The sequence below is a fragment of the Pseudomonas sp. GM48 genome (genome assembly GCF_000282335.1).
Lineage (GTDB): Bacteria > Pseudomonadota > Gammaproteobacteria > Pseudomonadales > Pseudomonadaceae > Aquipseudomonas.
Genome location: NZ_AKJM01000058.1, coordinates 56202 through 74191 on the forward strand (window position 1 = coordinate 56202; position 17990 = coordinate 74191).

At 56.9% G+C, this 17990-nt stretch carries 18 protein-coding genes and 1 pseudogene; 4 read left to right on the forward strand and 15 right to left on the reverse strand.

Annotation, left to right across the window (positions count from 1 at the left end; genetic code table 11):
• Positions 1 to 79 precede the first annotated feature (79 nt).
• The 4 genes from PMI28_RS17665 to PMI28_RS17650 form a co-directional block, all read right to left on the reverse strand.
• A complete protein-coding gene (locus tag PMI28_RS17665) occupies positions 80 to 1024 on the reverse strand; it encodes an alpha/beta fold hydrolase (RefSeq protein WP_007985640.1) in 945 nt (314 codons plus the stop codon).
• A 168-nt stretch (positions 1025 to 1192) separates the two neighbouring features.
• Positions 1193 to 2140, reverse strand: a complete 948-nt coding sequence (locus PMI28_RS17660; RefSeq protein WP_007985642.1) for a SphA family protein — start codon at positions 2138 to 2140, stop codon at positions 1193 to 1195.
• A 186-nt stretch (positions 2141 to 2326) separates the two neighbouring features.
• On the reverse strand, positions 2327 to 3091 hold the full coding sequence (locus PMI28_RS17655) for an SDR family NAD(P)-dependent oxidoreductase (RefSeq protein WP_007985646.1): 765 nt from the start codon (positions 3089 to 3091) through the stop codon (positions 2327 to 2329).
• Between the two features lie 195 nt (positions 3092 to 3286).
• Positions 3287 to 4216 (reverse strand): LysR family transcriptional regulator, encoded by a 930-nt coding sequence (locus tag PMI28_RS17650; protein ID WP_007985648.1) that lies wholly within the window; start codon positions 4214 to 4216, stop codon positions 3287 to 3289.
• Between the two features lie 131 nt (positions 4217 to 4347).
• Between PMI28_RS17650 and salA the strand changes: the two genes are divergently transcribed.
• Positions 4348 to 5610, forward strand: a complete 1263-nt coding sequence (gene salA / locus PMI28_RS17645; protein ID WP_007985657.1) for a salicylate 1-monooxygenase — start codon at positions 4348 to 4350, stop codon at positions 5608 to 5610.
• 55 nt (positions 5611 to 5665) lie between these two features.
• Here salA and PMI28_RS17640 read toward each other — a convergent pair whose 3' ends face one another.
• A complete protein-coding gene (locus tag PMI28_RS17640; protein WP_007985659.1) occupies positions 5666 to 6562 on the reverse strand; it encodes a LysR family transcriptional regulator in 897 nt (298 codons plus the stop codon).
• Between the two features lie 103 nt (positions 6563 to 6665).
• Here PMI28_RS17640 and PMI28_RS17635 point away from each other — a divergent pair, with 103 nt between their 5' ends.
• Positions 6666 to 8027, forward strand: coding sequence for an MFS transporter (locus PMI28_RS17635; protein WP_007985661.1), 1362 nt, complete (start codon positions 6666 to 6668; stop codon positions 8025 to 8027).
• Here the strand turns inward: PMI28_RS17635 and PMI28_RS17630 are convergent.
• Positions 7990 to 8865, reverse strand: coding sequence for a LysR family transcriptional regulator (locus PMI28_RS17630; protein ID WP_007985663.1), 876 nt, complete (start codon positions 8863 to 8865; stop codon positions 7990 to 7992). The two genes, PMI28_RS17635 and PMI28_RS17630, sit on opposite strands and share 38 nt — an antisense overlap.
• Before the next feature lie 179 nt (positions 8866 to 9044).
• Between PMI28_RS17630 and PMI28_RS17625 the strand changes: the two genes are divergently transcribed.
• Positions 9045 to 9983: a LysR family transcriptional regulator gene (locus tag PMI28_RS17625; RefSeq protein WP_007985665.1), complete on the forward strand. Its 939-nt coding sequence runs from the start codon at positions 9045 to 9047 to the stop codon at positions 9981 to 9983.
• Between the two features lie 12 nt (positions 9984 to 9995).
• On the opposite strand, the gene PMI28_RS17620 is transcribed toward PMI28_RS17625, so the two are convergent.
• Genes PMI28_RS17620 through PMI28_RS17610 form a run of 3 tightly spaced genes read right to left on the reverse strand, consistent with a single transcriptional unit; the run spans position 9996 to position 13095 of the window.
• Positions 9996 to 11438 carry an MFS transporter gene (locus tag PMI28_RS17620; RefSeq protein ID WP_007985666.1) on the reverse strand — a complete coding sequence of 481 codons (1443 nt, stop codon included), beginning with the start codon at positions 11436 to 11438 and terminating at the stop codon, positions 9996 to 9998.
• Between the two features lie 56 nt (positions 11439 to 11494).
• Positions 11495 to 12310 carry a shikimate dehydrogenase gene (gene aroE / locus PMI28_RS17615; protein WP_007985668.1) on the reverse strand — a complete coding sequence of 272 codons (816 nt, stop codon included), beginning with the start codon at positions 12308 to 12310 and terminating at the stop codon, positions 11495 to 11497.
• 20 nt (positions 12311 to 12330) lie between these two features.
• The gene (locus PMI28_RS17610) at positions 12331 to 13095 is read right to left on the reverse strand and encodes an SDR family NAD(P)-dependent oxidoreductase (protein WP_007985670.1); all 765 of its coding nucleotides are present in this window, start codon (positions 13093 to 13095) and stop codon (positions 12331 to 12333) included.
• A 142-nt stretch (positions 13096 to 13237) separates the two neighbouring features.
• Between PMI28_RS17610 and PMI28_RS17605 the strand changes: the two genes are divergently transcribed.
• A complete protein-coding gene (locus PMI28_RS17605) occupies positions 13238 to 14146 on the forward strand; it encodes a LysR substrate-binding domain-containing protein (RefSeq protein WP_007985671.1) in 909 nt (302 codons plus the stop codon).
• Between the two features lie 31 nt (positions 14147 to 14177).
• On the opposite strand, the gene PMI28_RS17600 is transcribed toward PMI28_RS17605, so the two are convergent.
• From PMI28_RS17600 to PMI28_RS17580, 6 genes and pseudogenes are all read right to left on the reverse strand, one after another.
• Positions 14178 to 15086 (reverse strand): LysR family transcriptional regulator, encoded by a 909-nt coding sequence (locus PMI28_RS17600; RefSeq protein ID WP_007985672.1) that lies wholly within the window; start codon positions 15084 to 15086, stop codon positions 14178 to 14180.
• 103 nt (positions 15087 to 15189) lie between these two features.
• Positions 15190 to 15582, reverse strand: a complete 393-nt coding sequence (locus PMI28_RS17595; RefSeq protein ID WP_007985673.1) for a nuclear transport factor 2 family protein — start codon at positions 15580 to 15582, stop codon at positions 15190 to 15192.
• A gap of 54 nt (positions 15583 to 15636) precedes the next feature.
• Positions 15637 to 16101, reverse strand: coding sequence for an SRPBCC family protein (locus PMI28_RS17590; protein ID WP_007985674.1), 465 nt, complete (start codon positions 16099 to 16101; stop codon positions 15637 to 15639).
• A gap of 75 nt (positions 16102 to 16176) precedes the next feature.
• Positions 16177 to 16941 carry an SDR family oxidoreductase gene (locus tag PMI28_RS17585; protein ID WP_007985675.1) on the reverse strand — a complete coding sequence of 255 codons (765 nt, stop codon included), beginning with the start codon at positions 16939 to 16941 and terminating at the stop codon, positions 16177 to 16179.
• A 98-nt stretch (positions 16942 to 17039) separates the two neighbouring features.
• Positions 17040 to 17400: pseudogene (locus tag PMI28_RS29555) on the reverse strand (4-hydroxy-2-oxovalerate aldolase); the annotation flags it as partial.
• A gap of 159 nt (positions 17401 to 17559) precedes the next feature.
• Positions 17560 to 17990, reverse strand: a 431-nt coding sequence (locus PMI28_RS17580) for an aldehyde dehydrogenase family protein (RefSeq protein WP_007985676.1), incomplete at its 5' end; no start/stop codon positions are given.

Sequence of the window (17990 nt, forward strand, 5' to 3'; positions counted from 1 at the left end):
CGGCAGTCTCTGGTACGAATGGTAGCGTTCAGCGAGCCAATGAGTATGGACTCACCATTTCTCACCAAACGGCAGTGGATCATTGTGCATAGGGCGCGAAAAACGCCTCAAACGCGGCCAGCAATGCCTCCGGGTGTTCTTCCGCCGGATAGTGACCGCAATTTGCAATGACCACGGATTCGACATTTGAAGCGACTGTGCGCAACTCGGCTTCGACGCTGTCACCACAGGCCAGTGCCCCCGAAAACGCCAAAACCGGTAACGTCAAGCGCGTGGCTTTACGCTGTTGATTCTGTGGAATCGACTGATCTATTGCACGGTAGTAGTCGAAGCTGGCCCGCAGCGCTTGTGGATCGCGCTTGAGTTGTTCGATGTAGAAATCAACCGCGTAACGAGGCACTGCCTCTGGCGAACCTGCTTTGGTTGCGAACTGGTGACCGAAGTAAAGTTCTTCGCGGCCACTGACCAGTTGTTCGTTGATGCCCAGCGCCCGATTGAAGTTGAAATGCCAGAGAAAATCACTGAGCCAGCGGTGCTCGGGCAGTAATGGCGGAGAGTCCGACACACCAGGAATAAGCGCTTCGCCCAGCGCAATGCGTTCGATTCGGGCGGGTTGATCGTGCGCCATGGCGTAACCGGTCCACATGCCGATGTCATGGCCGGCCATGGCGAATGACTCATGCCCCAAGGCGTCCATCAGCGCAAACATGTCCTGGGCCAGGGTCCGTGAGTCATAACCCTCCTGGGCTTTTTCCGAGAGCCCGACGCCCCTCGGATCGACGGCGATCACGGTGAACGTGCGAGCGAGCGGTAGCATCAGGTAGCGCCACGCAAACCAGTTTTGTGGCCACCCCCCAAGCAGTAACAATGGCTTGCCCTGCCCGCCAATGACAGCGTGCAGTTTCACACCGTTGGCAGCGATCTCGTAGCTATCAAAGACGTCAGCAAAACCCGTTGGCAGCTTTGGTACGCCATGCACGGAGCCAAAGCCGCTCAGAGTTTTGAAGTGTTCCTTTTGCAGCATCCCAAAGCCCACCTGATTGATCAATTAACCAGACCATAAATGAGGTGTCAGGTACTGACTAGGCAAGTAATCACCAAGGACTGTTGCGCTTGCGCACCAATTTCGACGCAGGTATGTAAGGGCCATGACTGGCGCCTCTGCTCAGCGGATGACGCCAGTATGCCAGGCCTAAAATCGCATGACCGCCTGGAGCCAGAGACGTTCGCCGCGAGCCCTGTTTTCGACAAGCGTTTCATGTTGCCATTTTATCAGTACGCCAAACTCGGGGGTTTGATATTTCACAACAGGGCCATAAGCAACGATTTGACCTCGGTTCCCGTCCTCCCCCACCGACTCTCCGTGACTTTCATCATCGCTCACCTGCTTGTACAAATACCCACTGACTCCAACCTGCCAATTCTTGTTCAAGCTGTAGCCAAGATGGTAGTCAGCATTCAGTTCGCGCCCAGACCGGTAATCAGTCGCACGATTATTGTCGTTTATCATGTAGAGAATCTTGGCGCTTATCTCCACCTCCTCTATCGGGTTCGCCGTGAAGGAGTACCACGGGGAATAGGACCACACATTGGTTCCCACGTTGAAGAGGCGATCCTTGTCATACGATGCCGTGGGCGCGTAAAAATCCACGCCCAACATCTGATGAAAACGTGGAGAGCTCCAACCGAGAAACAGTGGTGTAAACGCCAAATCGGCGAAACCTTCATCCTTACCACTGTTTCGGACACGTCCTTGGGGCGTTTCTGTATAAAAACTCACCTGCCCTTTGATATAGGGCAACGCTGCACGACTGGCCAATGTTGCGCCCAGTAAGGTGTAGTCGGAATAGACGTAGTCCAGGCATACTGCGAGCGATTGGTAACTGAGTTTGAAGTCTTCAATCCCCGCCATGCTGTGTCCATCCGCCCCCTTTAGTTCATTCGAGTCGTAAGCGGAGCTGTAAAAAAAAGTAGTCAGCCCTGGCGGTGGCATTCGCCCAGCCAATACGGTATCAAGACCGAGTGGGTAAGCGGTTCCGTTATTTTCGGTAGCGTGAGTTTGGGCACAGGTCAGCAGTATGGTTACCGTGCAAAGCAAGGGAGAACTTTTGCTGAGCAGCAAGGTTTTTACGCGCAACATAAGGATGATCTCGTATGGATTATTATTTTGATTACGAAGATTCATGCGGACAAACAGAACAACATGTAACGCTTTACAAAAACAATAAGGCCTGCCTGTTAGATGTATTTATTATTTGTGAGGCAATAGTGCCCACCTTGTTTTAGGCAGGCCCAATTGAATAGTTAGTTTTCGTGTCAGGTAGAGTTACCAGGCAGTGGTACCACCATCGACCCGAATATCAGTACCCGTGATAAAAGAGCTTTCATCAGAAGCCAGGAACAAAGCGGTGGCTGCAACTTCTTCGGGCCTACCCAAACGCCCCAGCATCACCTTGCCCACCATCGTTTCAGCCCACTCGGGATCCTTCAGCAACGGGATTGTTTGCTTGGACTCAATCAACCCCGGGGAAATGCTGTTGGCGCGCAAACCATGGAGCCGGCCCTCCAGCGCCAGTTGGCGGGTCATGGAAAGCACTGCCCCTTTGGCCGCGCTATGCGCGATTCCGGGGAGCATGCGGTAGGTCGACCATGCCGAAACCGACGCGGTGTTAATAATTGAGGCGCCCGGGGACTTGATTAACTCCGGCCAAGCGGCACGTACAAGATGGAACACAAGATTCAGTTCCTGATTGATTGTTCGATGCCAGTCATCGTCTGATATCTGATCGATCCAACCAAAATAGGCCATCGCCGCATTATTGAATAACACATCGACGCGCCCGTATTCCGACACCGCCAATTCAACTAGACGGGTGCAGTTGGCAGGGTTCGTCAAGTCACAATGGTTTAATGAGACCATCTCCCCACCCATGGATTTCACGGCATCAACCGTCTCTTGAGCCGCCTCATGATATATGTCACACCCCACTACTTTGGCGCCTTGTTGCGCGAACATTAATGCAGCCGCTCGCCCCATTGACCCGCCAGTGCCTGTAATAATGCAAACTTTACCCTGCAGACGATGACTCATAAGCACTCCGTTATTCTTGCTTGTTTTTATAAGAACAGATATTGCAGTAACCCACCCGATCAGTCGTGGTGGTTAATGAGTTGCCGAACTTTAGGTAGACCACTACCTATTGACTAGGCACGAAAATCACCAAGGACTGTTGCGTTCACGCTCCAATCACGGTGAAAGGGTCTAAAAGGGAAATAACAGGCAGGGTCAGAAATTCAAAATGCGGTTATATTCCGGCTCTAACCACTCCGGTTTTTCGGCGTACAACGTACGTGTTAACTCTTTGATGAGTTCTACGACGCTATCGTTATCATCAAGGCGGTAACTCATGATCAACGGTGAGACCGCTTCTTTGTCGCTTACAAGTCGATAAACCAGCTCACGTCTGAGGTGGCGAGCCGAGGCGGGAATGATGCAATAACCCGACTCCGCGGACGCCAATCCTAACGCTGTCTGAAGATCGCCTACTGCGTGTACCTCCGAGGGTTCGCCACCCTTCGCTCTGATCATGTTCAACACCTGATCAGCGAAGCTTGGATGGAATCGGGAGGGATAAACAATGATCGGCCAGCCACCCAGTTCAGCTAGTGAAACAGGGGTAGATATGGAAGCAAGCTCAAAGGCCGGTGCTATGGCAGCCATAAGGCGCTCCTCTCTGAGCACTATTCGATCGACCTCGGCTGCCTCCGTGTGGATGCGTCCAAACCCTACATCGATCTTCCTTTCCCGTAGCGCAACCATCTGTTCACCAGATGTCATTTCCTCCCATTTCACGTCCAGGTCCGGCCGAATTCTTCGCAAACGGCGAACAATCGTCGGGAGGGCACCATATAAGGCCGAGGCAACGAAACCGATCGTGAACGTCTGACGTGTGCCCAAGGCCGTCTGACGAGCATTTGCCGTCATCTGTTCGAATTTGCCAACGAGTGCTATGGCATCTTCATAGAATCGCTGACCGGCCGGGGTCAGCTGAATGGGGCGTGTCTCACGAAGGAATAGTTGAAAACCCAACTCTTCCTCGAGCAGATGGATCTGCTTGCTAAGTGACGGCTGCGCGACGTGCAGCGACTGCGCTGCCTTGGTGAAATTCCGTGTTCTTGCCACCGCGATAAAACGCTTGATTTGACGGATGTCCATGACGGCCTTTCTACCTGGGAGGTTCCCTAGTATAGCCGCGAGGCTATGGTGCATAGGGACAAAGTCTTGGACGCTGCGCATCAAAGTTACGAAAAATGGCCCACCAATAATCACAATAGAAAGGTGACTCAATGGACCGCAAGCATGCGCTACGTGTAGCCATCGTGGGTGGAGGAATTGCCGGGACGGCCCTGGCACTAGGCCTGATAAAAAAGGGAATTACACACGTCAAGCTGTTTGAAGTCGCCCCCGCTTTCGGTGAAATCGGCGCCGGCGTTTCTTTTGGCGCCAATGCTGTACAGGCTATCAAGCAGCTCGGTATCGGCGAGGACTACCATGAAATTGCCGACAGCACTTCTGCCCCCTGGCAGGACGTCTGGTTCGAGTGGCGTCATGCGCACGATGCCTCACTGATAGGTACCAGCGTTGCGCCGGGCGTAGGGCAATCATCTGTCCATCGCGCCGACTTCATCGATCTGTTGGCCAAGCGCCTACCGCAAGGCATTGCGTCGTTGGGCAGGCAAGTCGTCGGCTATGAAGAAAACAATAACGAAGTATCACTGAAGTTTTCCGACGGCAGCTCCTACCCAGCCGACGTTGTCATTGCCGCAGACGGAATCAAATCAGCCCTGCGTAATCCCCTGCTTGCTGCTGCTGGCCATTCAGCCGTAAAGCCGCGCTTCACCGGCACGTCAGCGTTCAGGGGATTGGTGGAAACGGCGGTACTCCGTGATGCTTATCGTGCGGCAACACTGGATGATCACTTACTCAACGTGCCTCAGATGTACCTGAGCGAAGACGCCCACGTCCTGACGTTTCCCGTTAAAAAGGGGCGTCTGATCAACATCGTTGCCTTTGTGTCCGACCGCCATGTCGAACATCCCTCCTGGCCGGCCGACATGCCATGGGTGAAAGCGGCTTCGAAAGAGCAAATGCTGAACAGTTTTGAAAGCTCAGGGCTTGCCGTAAAAACGCTACTTCAATGCATTGAAAACCCGACGCTTTGGGCCCTTCACGATGTGGAGCCGTTACCCACTTATGTCCACGGGCGAGTAGCACTCATTGGCGACGCGGCGCACGCGATGCTGCCACACCAGGGTGCTGGCGCAGGCCAGGGCCTCGAAGATGCTTACTTCCTGGCAGAGTTGCTTTCGAACGAGGCGGCTTCAGCGGCGGATGTACCCGCACTGCTGGCGGCCTACGATGAGGTCCGACGCGAGCGTGCCTCGCGCGTTCAGCGCACGTCCTGGGAAGCCGGTGAGTTGTACGAATACAAGAACCCAACCGTTGGTCGCGATTCCCGGAAATTGAAGGACGCGTTGGAACAGCGCCTAGATTGGGTTTGGCAACATAGTCTGGACGATGACGTGAAAAAAGCCCTGACACTCTGCTAAACGCGTTTTTCTCGCCCCTTCTGCCAGGTCAATCGTTCCAGATTGACCTGATACGTCACCCATTAAATACCGACATGATCAAGCGCCGCAGCCAGACACTTCTCGGCGCTTCGTGAAAGCGTGCATGCCAGTACTGCTTGAGGTCGTAGCGTGGAATGTCCAAGGGAGGCTCAACCATTCGCACATTCAGATTATGCGTGCACATGTTCGCGACGGTACGTGGCAACACCACGATCAGATCAGAGCGTTCGATGATCGATGGCACACTCATGTAGTGAGACGTCTGCAGCACGATGTTCCGGTGGATACCTGCTTTGGTCAGGTGGGCTTCGAACATTTCCTGGCGACGACTGCCATCACGTACCTGCAGATGTTCCAGTGTGGTGAAATCCTCCAGGGACAGTTGTTCCCCTGCCAGCGGATGATCGAGGCGGATCAGGCAGACCAGGTCATGAGAGAACAATCGTTGCTGATATATGTTGGGGGTAGTGAGGTCGGGAAAATAGCCAAGCACCGCATCGACCCGGCCTTCATGCAGGTTCTCCACAAGCTCATCCGGTGCCAGGCTGACGGTTCGTATGCGCGTATTCGGTGCCGCGCTGCGCAGGCTTTGGAATAGCGCAGGTAGAAAGACCACTTCACCCACTTCGCTCAGACAAAAGACGAACTCCTGCTCGCTGGTGGCAGGGTCGAAAGTCGGGCCGCTGAGGATATCCCGGTCAATGATTTCGATCACCTCGCGGGTGCGTTCAATGATGCCTTGCGCACGTGGCGTCGCCTCCATCAGGTTGCCCGAGCGAATGAACAGCGGGTCGCCCAGTGAGTGACGCAGGCGGGCCAGTGCAGCACTGGTTGCGGGTTGGCTCATGCCTAGCCGCTTCGACGCCGCGGTGACATTGCCGGTTTCATAAACGGCCAGCAGGACGCGGAGCAAGTTGAGGTCGGTGCGCATAGATATAACAAAACCAGATAGCTTGAATAATTAGAATTGGCTTCCTTTATTTAATGCGCTTGGCGACGATCCCGTCCAGATAAAAAAAATAAAAGGTAGCCGCATGAACCCTGACAACGCCCGAATTGGCGAGATCATCGATAACGCGAAGATCTCGCCGTACCAGATCGTCATCCTTGCCTTGTGCTTCCTCATCGTCCTGGTGGATGGTTTCGATACCGCAGCCATTGGTTATATCGCTCCGTCACTGCGCGAAGAATGGGGTCTGTTGCCTGCCCAGTTGTCACCTGTTTTCGGGACTGGATTGTTCGGCCTGATGGTCGGCAGCCTGATACTGGGACCGGTCGCCGATGCCTTCGGGCGTAAACGCGTTTTACTGATTTCAGTGCTGGTGTTTGGTCTCGCCACCCTGGCCAGCGCCTTTACCCATTCGATCGAGTCACTTACGGTATTGCGTTTCATCACTGGCATCGGCCTGGGTGGAGCGATGCCGGCGTGCATTGCCTTGAGCGCCGAATATTCCCCTGCACGCCGGCGCATGATCATGGTGACCTTGAGCTGGAGTGGCTTCACGGCTGGCCTTGCCTTGGGCGGCATGCTCGCCGCACAGATGATTCCGGCATTCGGCTGGCGTTCCGTTCTGGTGCTGGGTGGCGTCATGCCGCTAGCGTTACTGCCAGTGTTGGCCTGGCTAATGCCCGAGTCGGTTCGGTTCATGGCATCCTCGACCAGGCACGCCGACGCCTTGCGCCGTGTGGTCGAACGCATCACCAGAAGGAACTGGTGCGGCGTAACTATCCTCGATGACGAGCGCCCGGCCCAGGTCAGGTCGCCGATCTCGCACCTGTTCATCGACGGTCGGTTGGTTCGAACATTGCTGCTGTGGATGACCTTCTTCTGCTCGCTCTTTGTGTTTTATCTGCTGACCAGTTGGCTGCCTACCCTGCTCAAAGAGGCCGGCTACGATATCGCTTACGCTTCGCGTATTGGCGCCATGGTGCCGCTGGGCGGTACCGTCGGCGCCATTCTCATGGCCCTGCTGATGGATCGCGTCGGTCCCTACCCTGTGCTGACCCTTTCGTACTCGGTGACGGCTGTGGTCATTGCTGTCACGGGCTATCTGATGGGTGATCCCTATCAGCTGGCCGCCATGGTATTTCTCATCGGGTTCGGTGTAGCCGGTGCTCAAAACGGACTCAACCTGGTGTCAGCCACCTTGTACCCCACCGCCGCCCGGGTGACCGGGGTGAGTTGGGCAATGGCCGTTGGCCGCTGCGGTTCAATTGTCGGCTCGATGCTGGGCGCCTGGTTTATTTCCACCGCGGGCACATCACAGGTCTTCTTCCATTGGTTGGCGCTTCCTGTGCTGATCGGCGCGACAGCAATAGGTGGCCTTTATTGGCTCAGCACTCGCCGGACTCAGCCAGTCAAGCGTGCTCAAGGTGCTCACGCAGAAACTCAATGAAACGTTGAGTTTTTGCGGGCAAAAGCCGGGTTTCAGTGAGGGCATACACCGGGATCGGATTGGCGTGCCATTGGGGCAGTACCGGTTGCAGCAAGCCAGTGCGCAGATCGTCCGCGGCAATGCCTTCAGGCAGCAGCGCTATCCCCAGATCCAGTGTCGCCAATCGCCGAAGCATCCCGACGCTATTGAGTTGAAACCGTCCACCCACCTCGACTTCAACCACTTCGCCTGCATGGGAGAGTTGCCACTTGCCAGCCTTTCGCAGTCGCAGGCATTCGTGGTTTACCAGCTCAGCCGGATGGCTGGGCTCTCCATTGAGTTCCAGATAGCGAGGCGAGGCATATAAACGACGAGAGAGGGTCGCCAGCCTGCGTGCAATCAGATTCGAATCTGCCGGCTCGCCCATGCGGATAACCACATCGACGGGTTCGCTGACCAGGTCGACCTGGCGCGGAGTAAGGTCGAATTCAAAGCTGATGCCTGGGTACCGTCGAGCGAACTCGGCAATGAGTGGTGCCAGGTAAATGTTGGCGAAATCCACAGGCAGTGACGCGCGCAAAAGGCCGCTTGGATGCGCAAGCATTTCACCCAGTTGCTCGTGCGCCAACCGCGCCTCGTCAACGATTCGCTTGCATCGGTCAAAGTACAACTGCCCCGCCTCGGTCAATTCGATCTTGCGCGTGGTGCGATTTAACAGCCTCAAGCCAATGGCCTTTTCAAGCCCGCTGATGCGTCGCGACAAGGTCGAATTGGGCATCGCCATCGCTTCTGCAGCCCTGCGAAAGCTATGGGCTTTGACGACCTCGACGAACAACGCCATGTCGTTCAGAAGTTCCATATTGATTGCTCCATCTGTGGATCAGTTAATTCAATTATAGCCAGTTTATCCCGAATAAAGTTTGATGAATGATAGCTATATCAGCCTTCGAAGCCATTCCACACGCCTCGAACTCAATCAGTACAGCGCCGGTGCCGTTGACGGTTTCAACAGTGCCCCCGTAGGAGAGCGTCAACTGCATGAAAGACCTTAATGACCTTTATTACTTCGTACTGGTGGTCAAACATGGAGGGTTCTCGGCTGCGGCACGGGCAACGGGAATTGAAAAAACGTTGCTCAGTCGTCATGTCGCCGATCTGGAATTGCGAATGGGGGCGAGACTGTTACATCGCACAACGCGCCAGGTTTCGCTGACCGAAGCTGGCCATCATTTCTTTACGCTCAGCCAACCCGTGGTCGAGGGTGCACACACCGCCTATGAAAGTGTGGAGCATCTTCGACGTGAGCCCGTCGGGTTGGTACGGCTGAGCTGTCCTCAGGTCATGGCGCAAAGTTATTTGGCCCCCCTGCTGCCTGGGTACATGGAAAAATATCCAAAGGTACGGCTTGAGTTGAATGCGGTAGATCGTGAGGTCGACCTCTTTGAGGAACGCTTCGACGTGGCCTTGAGATCGCGTGCCCGGATTGAAGAAACGGCCGGATTGGTCGCAAAGGAATTAGGCGCAACCAGGCAGATTCTGGTTGCCAGTCCGCGCTTTCTCGATCGTGTCGGACGGCCCGCCACGATCAAGGCCATTTCGGAAATCGAGACGCTTTCACGTCCTGGTGACATCCATGATGGCGTCGGCCGCTGGCTCTTGCGCAGTTCATCAGGCGAAGAGCTGCTGGTCAGCCACCAGCCACGTCTCATATGTGATGACCTACGTATGCAGTTGGAGGCCGCCGTCAATGGATTAGGCGTCGCCCTGTTGCCAGAGCCCATAGCTGCAGCCTCTGTGCGCGCGAAGGCTCTGGAAGTTGTCATCCCCTCCTGGACCGGTGCAACACATATCATCCATCTGCTCTACCCCAAACCGAAGGGGATGTTGCCCTCTGTTCGTAGCCTGATCGACTACCTGAGCCTCCATTTACCCCAAAGCATCCAGGAGCGAAGCATCACCGTTGAGAGGGTCGTTTGATGAAGGCAAAGGTCACGCTGGACGTGTGAGTGTGCTGGTTCTGGACTGGATAGGTATCGCCGTTCCGGCTCTGGCTAATTCCCAGGCATCACGAGGTTCGTCCAGGTCGCGGTTGAGGGTTTCCGGGGTCTTGAACGTGGTGTACAGGGTGATCAATGTGAGCAGGGTCAGGTAGCAGGCAATCGGCAGCCAGGCTTTGACACCGGCGCTGGCGTCGCCATCGTGGCTCGCCACGACCAGGCCGATGATGCCGGCACCGATCATCGGCGCAATGCCACCGGCGATCACTGCCGACACTTCCCGGGCGATCGACACCCCCATGTAGCGGTGACGCGAGCCGAACAGCTCAGGCAAAAGCGCCGCCTGGGTGCCGAACATGCCCCAGGTACCGATGCCCAGCGCGATGGAGATGGCTACGATGCTCGCCGCCACGTTGCCCAGGCTGAGTACCCACCACACCGGGAAGGCCAGTGCCAGTTGCAGCAGCACGAAGGCCCGGTAGACCACGACACGACCAAAACGGTCGCTGAGTTTGCCGGCCATCGGCACGGTCATCGCGCCGAGGCTGGCCGCGCAGATCAGGGTCAGCACGCCCACCGGACCTTGCAGACCGACCACGCCAACGATGTAGCTCACAGCCAGGGCCTGGTAAATCGATGAACCACCGTTTTCTCCCAGGCGCAGGCCGATACCGATGAGCAAGGTTGGCCTGGAGTGCTCCATGGCACTTTTCAGCGGGTTGACGCATACGCGCTTGAGCGCCTTGAGGCGGATGAAGGTCGGCGATTCCCTGAGCGACAGACGCATGTACAGGCCCAGTGCGACGATCACCACGCTGCTGAAGAATGGCAATCGCCACAGCCCGCTCTCGATGACGTTGTCATTGCCCGTGACCACCAGGAAATACACCAGCGCCGCGAGGATGGTGCCCAACTGGATGCCGAGGAACGGCAAGGCGGCGTAGAAACCGCGCCGGCCCTCGGGAGCGTACTCGGTCATCATCACCGCAGCACCAGCCTGTTCGGCACCGGCGCCCAGACCCTGGAGCAAACGCAGGATCACCAGCAGTACCGGTGCCAGGTAGCCGACCTGATGGAAGGTTGGCAGTGCACCAATCAGGGTGCTGGAGATGCCCATCAACAGCACCGTCGACGCCAGTACGAACTTACGCCCGACGCGGTCACCGATCATGCCGAACAGTACGCCGCCCAGCGGCCGTATCGCAAAGCCCAGGAAGTAGGTGCCGAAACTGGCGATCAGGCTCATGGCGCGGGTCTGTTCCGGAAAGAAAAGCGGCCCGAAGATCAGCGCCGAGGCCAGGGTGTAAAGCGCGAAGTCGTAGTATTCCAGGGCACTGCCCAGGGAGCAGGCCCAGGCTGCACGGTGCAAGTCTTTCTTGCGCTCGCGCGCGTCAGGAGTCAGAGCGATGTCGGATGGAGAATGATCGTGAGTCATCTGGGTACCTCCAGGTGCCTTTATGGCATCTTGTTATTGACAGGTAGTTGGGTTGCTTACAGTTTCAACCGCCGGATTTCCTGGAGCATGGCCTGCTCCATGATGTCGATGGGTGCATCTTTCCCGGTGTACAACTCGATTTGCCGACAAGCCTGGTGCACCAACATGCGGGTGCCGGCCACGGTGCTGCAACCCAGCGCTTTGGCTTGCAGCAGCAGAGCGGTCTGCACCGGCATGAACGCCACATCCATGACAATCAGGTGACTGGCCAGACGACCGTCCAGCGGGTTGCTGTCCGGCTGCTTGAAGCCCACGGATGTCGCGTTGATGACGATATCGAAAGCCTCGGCCGTGAACGCCTCGACGCTGCCACCCCAGCAGGCACTCAGATCCTCGGCCAGGGCGGCACCGCGTACGATACTGCGGTTGAACACCGTGACCTCCCCCGCCTCTTGCAGGCAACCGTAGACCACCGCACGAGCAGCGCCGCCGGCACCGATCACAGCGATACGCTTGTCGCGCAGTTCGGTGACTTCCTGCAGGGCGCGAACGGCGCCCAGGTAGTCGGTGTTGTAGCCGGTCAGTACACCGTCGACGTTGTTGATGGTGTTGACCGCGCCAATCACCTGGGCCGATTCGTCGATCCTGTCCAGATGAGGCATCACCGCCGTTTTATAGGGCATGGAGACGTTCATGCCGCGCACCCCGAGGGCGCGAATCGCCGCCACGGCGGCAACCGGATCTTCGACGCCAAAACAGACAAAGGTGTAGTCCAGGCCCAGGGCCATGTAGGCGGCGTTATGGATCTTTGCCGAGAGTGAAAAAGGCGAAGCCATGATTGAGCCGCAGAGGGTTGGCAGGGATTGAGGCATGTGGGTGTCCTTCACGAGAGTTAGACGACGCTGGTCAAGCCACCATCGACGAAAAGTGTCTGGCCGTTAACGAAGTCGGACGCTGGCGAGGCGAGGAAAACTGCCGCGCCGCACAGTTCCTCGACATTGCCCCAGCGCCCGGCAGGCGTGCGTTGCACCAGCCACTCGCAGAAAGCCGGGTCGTCGACCAGTGCCTGGTTCAGCTCGGTCTGGAAATAGCCGGGGGCCAGGGCATTGACCTGCAGGCCATGACCGGCCCAGTCGGCACACATGCCACGGGTGAGCATGCGCACGGCGCCCTTGCTGGCGGCGTAGGGCGCGATGGAGCGTCGCGCCAGTTCGCATTGCACCGAGCCCACGTTGATGATCTTGCCGCGCCGGCGAGCGATCATGTGTCGGGCCACCGCCTTGGACACATTGAATACGCCATCGAGGTTGGTGCTCATCAGCCGCTGCCAGTCGTGCTCACTGACGTTTTCAAGCGCCTGACGATGCTGCAGCCCGGCGTTGTTGATCAGAATGTCGATCGGGCCCACGCGGTTTTCCAGCACATCGATGGCGGTTGCGACGGCCTGGTGGTCGGTCACGTCGAACACCGAGTATTCGGCGTCCAGGCCTTCATCGCGTAACAGCGCGCAGGCGCTTTGCGCGCGTTCGGCATCACGGCCATTGAGCACCACCTGAGCGCCCGCCTGTGCCAGTCCACGGGCCAAGGCCAAGCCGATGCCGCGCACTGAGCCGGTGATCAGCGCCCGACGCCGGTTCAGGCGAAAGTTATCGATCATGTGTGTCTCCCTGTCCTGGATTTACCAATGGGCCATGACCTCACTTTCAACCGCTACCGCCCGGGCGTGCCAATGGTTTATGGTGATACTGTGATCACCGTTCGTGATCACCACGCACGCTGTAGCCAATCAGGAGCCTCAAGTGGAACTCAAGCATCTGCGCGCTTTTACGGCCTTGGCCGAAGAGCTGCACTTTGGTCGCGCGGCGGCGCGCCTGCACATTGTCCAGCCGGCCCTGAGTGCGCAAATACGTGCCTTGGAGGAAGATGTCGGGGCACAATTGTTCGAGCGTGACCGGCACCGGGTCGAGTTGACCGAGGAGGGGGCGCTGTTTCTGCCCGAGGCCCTGGCGACCCTGCGCCAGGCCGGGCGCGCGAGAGAGGTGTTGCAGCAGGCTGCGGCCGGAGAAGTCGGAGTGTTGCGTCTGGCATTTGTGTCTTCAACGTTGTCGCACTTGTTGCCGGTGCTCGTGCGTACGCTGGAGGCGCGCTACCCGCGTATCGAACTGGAACTCAAGGACATGCCTTCGCTGCCACAGGCCCGGGCCTTGCTGGACAATGCCTTGGATTTTGGCTTGGTACGCCTGCCCTTGAATGTTCCTGGCGTGCACACGCGCCTGCTCTTCGAGGAATCGCTGGTGGTGGCGCTGCCGCAAGACCATCCGCTGTGCCCCCAGCGTCGTATAAAGCCTCAGGATCTGCTCGGGTGCCCGATGCTGGTCCTGGCGCGCAAGTTCGCTCCCGGTTTGTATGACCAGATGCTGGCGGGTTTTCACCGACGCAAGATCACCCTGACGATTGCCCGGGAGATGGGCGAGTTCACCACCCAGTTGGCCTTGGTGGCCGCCGGCCTGGGCGTCGGCATCCTGCCGAGCGGTGCCGCATCGGCGCTGCCAATCGGAGTCGTGACCCGGCCACTGACACTGGCCATGAGCGGTGCTGGCATCGGCGTGGCCTGGACCGGTCTGGAAAATCCACGCAAGCGCGCGCTGATGCAGGTGCTCGACGAACTCTATCCCGCGTCGAGTCCTGAACTTACTCAGGGGCTGTAGGGAAGATGGCCGAGGTTTCCTCTGAAAGCGACTATTGCCAGGCTGATTGTTGGCTGCGCAGGACCTGGCCGACCATTTCCCTCAACCACTTGTTCTGAGGGTCTCGGTGAAATCGGTCATGCCAATACAGATCAATCTCGAACGAGGGTATTTGCAGAGGCAGAGGGTGTATGACCAGAGGATAAAAGCGCGCCAGGGTTTTACCCAAGGCAATAGGCAGCGTCCATATCATGTCGGTATCGAGCAGCAAGTGCGGACCAGACAAGAACTGAGGGGTGCGCATTTTAATGCAGTCTCTGCCGCCCGCATCGATCAAGGCACGCTCCAGTGCCTGGTGGCCGCTACCCCCGGATTCCACCAACAAATGCTCACTGGTGACAAACGCTTCAAGGCTCAAGCCGCGATGGGCCAAGGGGTGGTCTTTGCGCATGGCACAGACGTAATGCTGAGAAATAACTGGGGTTCGGTGAATGTCAGTCTGAAGGGTCGGCATAAAGCCGAGCGCCAGGTCTATCCTGCCAGTGGACAGGCCATTGAGCGTCTCATCCATCCCACCCACAACGGTGTGTATCCGCGCTTTAGGTGCAACCCTGGACAATTCGCTCAAGATGGGTGGCAAACAAACGACCTCGCCAATGTCGCGCATTCTAAAGATGAATGATTTTTCACAACCTTTCGGATCAAACACCGGCATTTGGCATCCAGCCTCCCTGACCATCGCAAGGGATGCCAACAGTCGCGGCGCGATATGGACACAAAACGGTGTGGGCTCCATTCGGCGACCGACCAGCGTAAACAACCTGTCTCCATAGTCGTTTCGCAACCGTTTTAGTGAACCGCTGACGGCTGCCTGCGTAACACCCAGATTCTGCGCCGCAATGGAAGCTGAGTGGTCTCGCCACAATGCCTCAAAGGTATAGAGCAGATTCAAATCCTTCATCGAAATGCCTTGACTGAAATTCGCAAACCAAAACACTGCACTCGCCAGCAAAGCGGCGTGGGCTTCGACTGGCAAGTGCAGTTCAACTGGCACTCATGAGTGGTTATGCAGACGCTTGGATAACATTACCAGCAGATGCGCTGCTGTACAGGGGCGAAATATCAATGTGTATTCGATAATCAATGATCAATCGGGAAGCATTGAAGTGAACAACGACACAACAAGGAACATTGATAATCGTGCCGTCATGCTGGGTGTAATAGGTATCAAAACGCATGATTGTCGTGTTGGCTTCGCTCCACACGCCTTGAAGAATGTGTTCCAGCGAGGCTATTTGGGTAAAAAATGACTCAATCGCCGCCCTGACACCCTCTTTCCCCACTACTTCCGGGGAATTGCCAAACCGAAACACGACGTCATCGGTCAGATAACTCAAAAAACCTTCGACCGACATCCGATCGACACTTTCAAACATACCTGTCAATTCATGGTTCATTGCACGCCTCATTTCTTGTTTTTGTTTTTTCATTTCTGGTCGCTGCGGTGAATCTTATGCCGCTTTGCTGACCTTGTTACGGATGGCTTGCAGGGTGGATCGCACGGCGCTCAGGTAGGACGTCTGCATGCCGGTTGAGAACTCGACTTCCTTCTCGCTGCCTGCCGATACGCCCGGCAGGGAGAAATCGAAGGAGAAGCGCAGGTACAGTTCGCCATCCTCTTCCTCGATGACGTTCTTGATCACACCACGGGCATTACCGGAGAGGCGCACGAACTCGACTTGCTGCTCTTCAGTAAGAAGGACCATTTCCTGAAGGCGCTCACCGTAAAGCACCACTTCGCGGATAAAGGTATTGCCCTGGTCCTCAACGACATTACATTCGGTAATGGCATCAACGAACGGCACCGCATTGCGAGCCTTGCTCACCAACCCTTCCCATACCTGGCTGCGGTTCAGGTTCACACCGCCCGACTCCTCAGGGGCATTGACTTTCAAGCGACGACTTACATTGATCATGGGGGTACTCCGGGGTTTCAGGTTCAAAAGTGACCGACTCCCTGTCGAGTGTCAGGGACAGTCTGTCAGGGGGGCTCAAACGGTGAGATAACCACCGTCTACGGCCATTGCCGTTCCGGTCACAAAACTGGCGTCATCGGACAGCAGCCATAGCGCAGCCTTGGCGATTTCTTCCGGTTTTCCGAAACGACCGATAGGGTGTCGTTCGCGCAATGCAGCGAACTGTTTGGCAAAATTCGGCTCTTCGCTCGCACGCACGATCATCGGCGTTTCGATGATGCCTGGCATGATTGCGTTGACCCGGATATTGAGGGTGCCGTAGTCGACGGCGGCGGCCTTGGTCAAACCGACCACCCCATGCTTGGCAGCGATATAGTCCGAGGCAGCGGCAATCGCTACCGAGCCCAGGGACGAAGCGGTGTTCACGATGGCGCCACCGCCACTGTTCAACATGGCCCGGATCTGATGCTTCATGCAGTAAAAAACACCGGTCAGGTCGATGCGGATAATGCGATCCCACGCCGCAGACGAAATTTCATGCAGAGGCAAATTGCTTTGCTCGACCCCTGCATTGTTGAACGCGCCATGCAGACGGCCAAATCGAGTGACGACATCATCGACTGCTGCGGCCACAGCGTCTTCGTCGGTAACGTCGCAGATGATTGAATAAGCCTTGCCACCGGCAGCCGTGACAGCGCTGGCGGTTTCTTCGATGCCTAGGGCATCGCGATCAAGCAGCACAACTCTGGCGCCCGCTTTGGCAAAAGCCAGTGCGGAAGCACGGCCAATACCGCCTGAGGCGCCAGTGACAATGATGTTCCGGTCGTCAAGGTTGCTCATATCCACACTCTCGTTTTGTAATGCCACTTACTGTATTTACCGGGGCAACGATCGGGAATCCCGTAAAACCACCAAAGACTGTTGCGCTGTTGCACCAATTAGCGGCGGGTCAAATCCAGCGCCACATCGACGATCATGTCCTCTTGCCCACCGACCATTTTTCGCCGACCCAATTCGACCAGGATGTCGACGGTACGCAACCCGTAGCGCTGGGCAGCCGCTTCGGCATGGCGAAGGAATCATCGGCGGCATCCATCAGGGTGTACAGACCGGTGCTATGGTTCCAGCCCAGGCGCTCGGCTGCGGCGATGAACACCTCCAATGGTGTGTTGCCTGCACCGGCCCCCATTCCAGCCAGACTGGCGTCAACGCGATCACAACCCTGACCACCGCGACGATGGAGTTGGCAACGGCCAAGCTCAGGTTGTGGTGGGCATGGATACCCGTCTTCGCATGGGGGGCGTGGTTCAAGGATTAAGCGGCGCGGAAGCAACTGCGGCAGCATGCGATGATCGACTGCTACAGCGTTCCCGGCCACAAAGGATAGGTCCGTTTGAAGCGGCGCAAAGGGACAGCGCTCTCGTGCCCTTTGCGCTTGAAGCAATGCCTTTACCGAGCTTAGATGCCCAGGCAGAGGTATTTGATTTCCAAATAATCTTCGATGCCGTACTTGGAGCCTTCACGGCCCAGACCCGAGGCCTTGATGCCACCGAACGGCGCGACCTCGTTGGAGATCAACCCGGTGTTGACGCCGACCATGCCGTATTCCAGGGCTTCAGCTACACGGAACACACGGCCCAGGTCACGAGCGTAGAAGTACGAGGCCAGACCGAACTCGGTGTCGTTGGACATCGCGATCACCTCGGCTTCATCTTTGAAGCGGAACAGTGGCGCCAATGGACCGAAGGTTTCTTCCTTGGCCACGGCCGCGTTATTCGGCACGTTGGTCAGAATGGTCGGCTCGAAGAAGTTGCCTTCCATCGACTTGCCACCGGACAGCACGGTGGCGCCTTTGGAAACAGCGTCGGCAATGTGCTCTTGCACCTTGG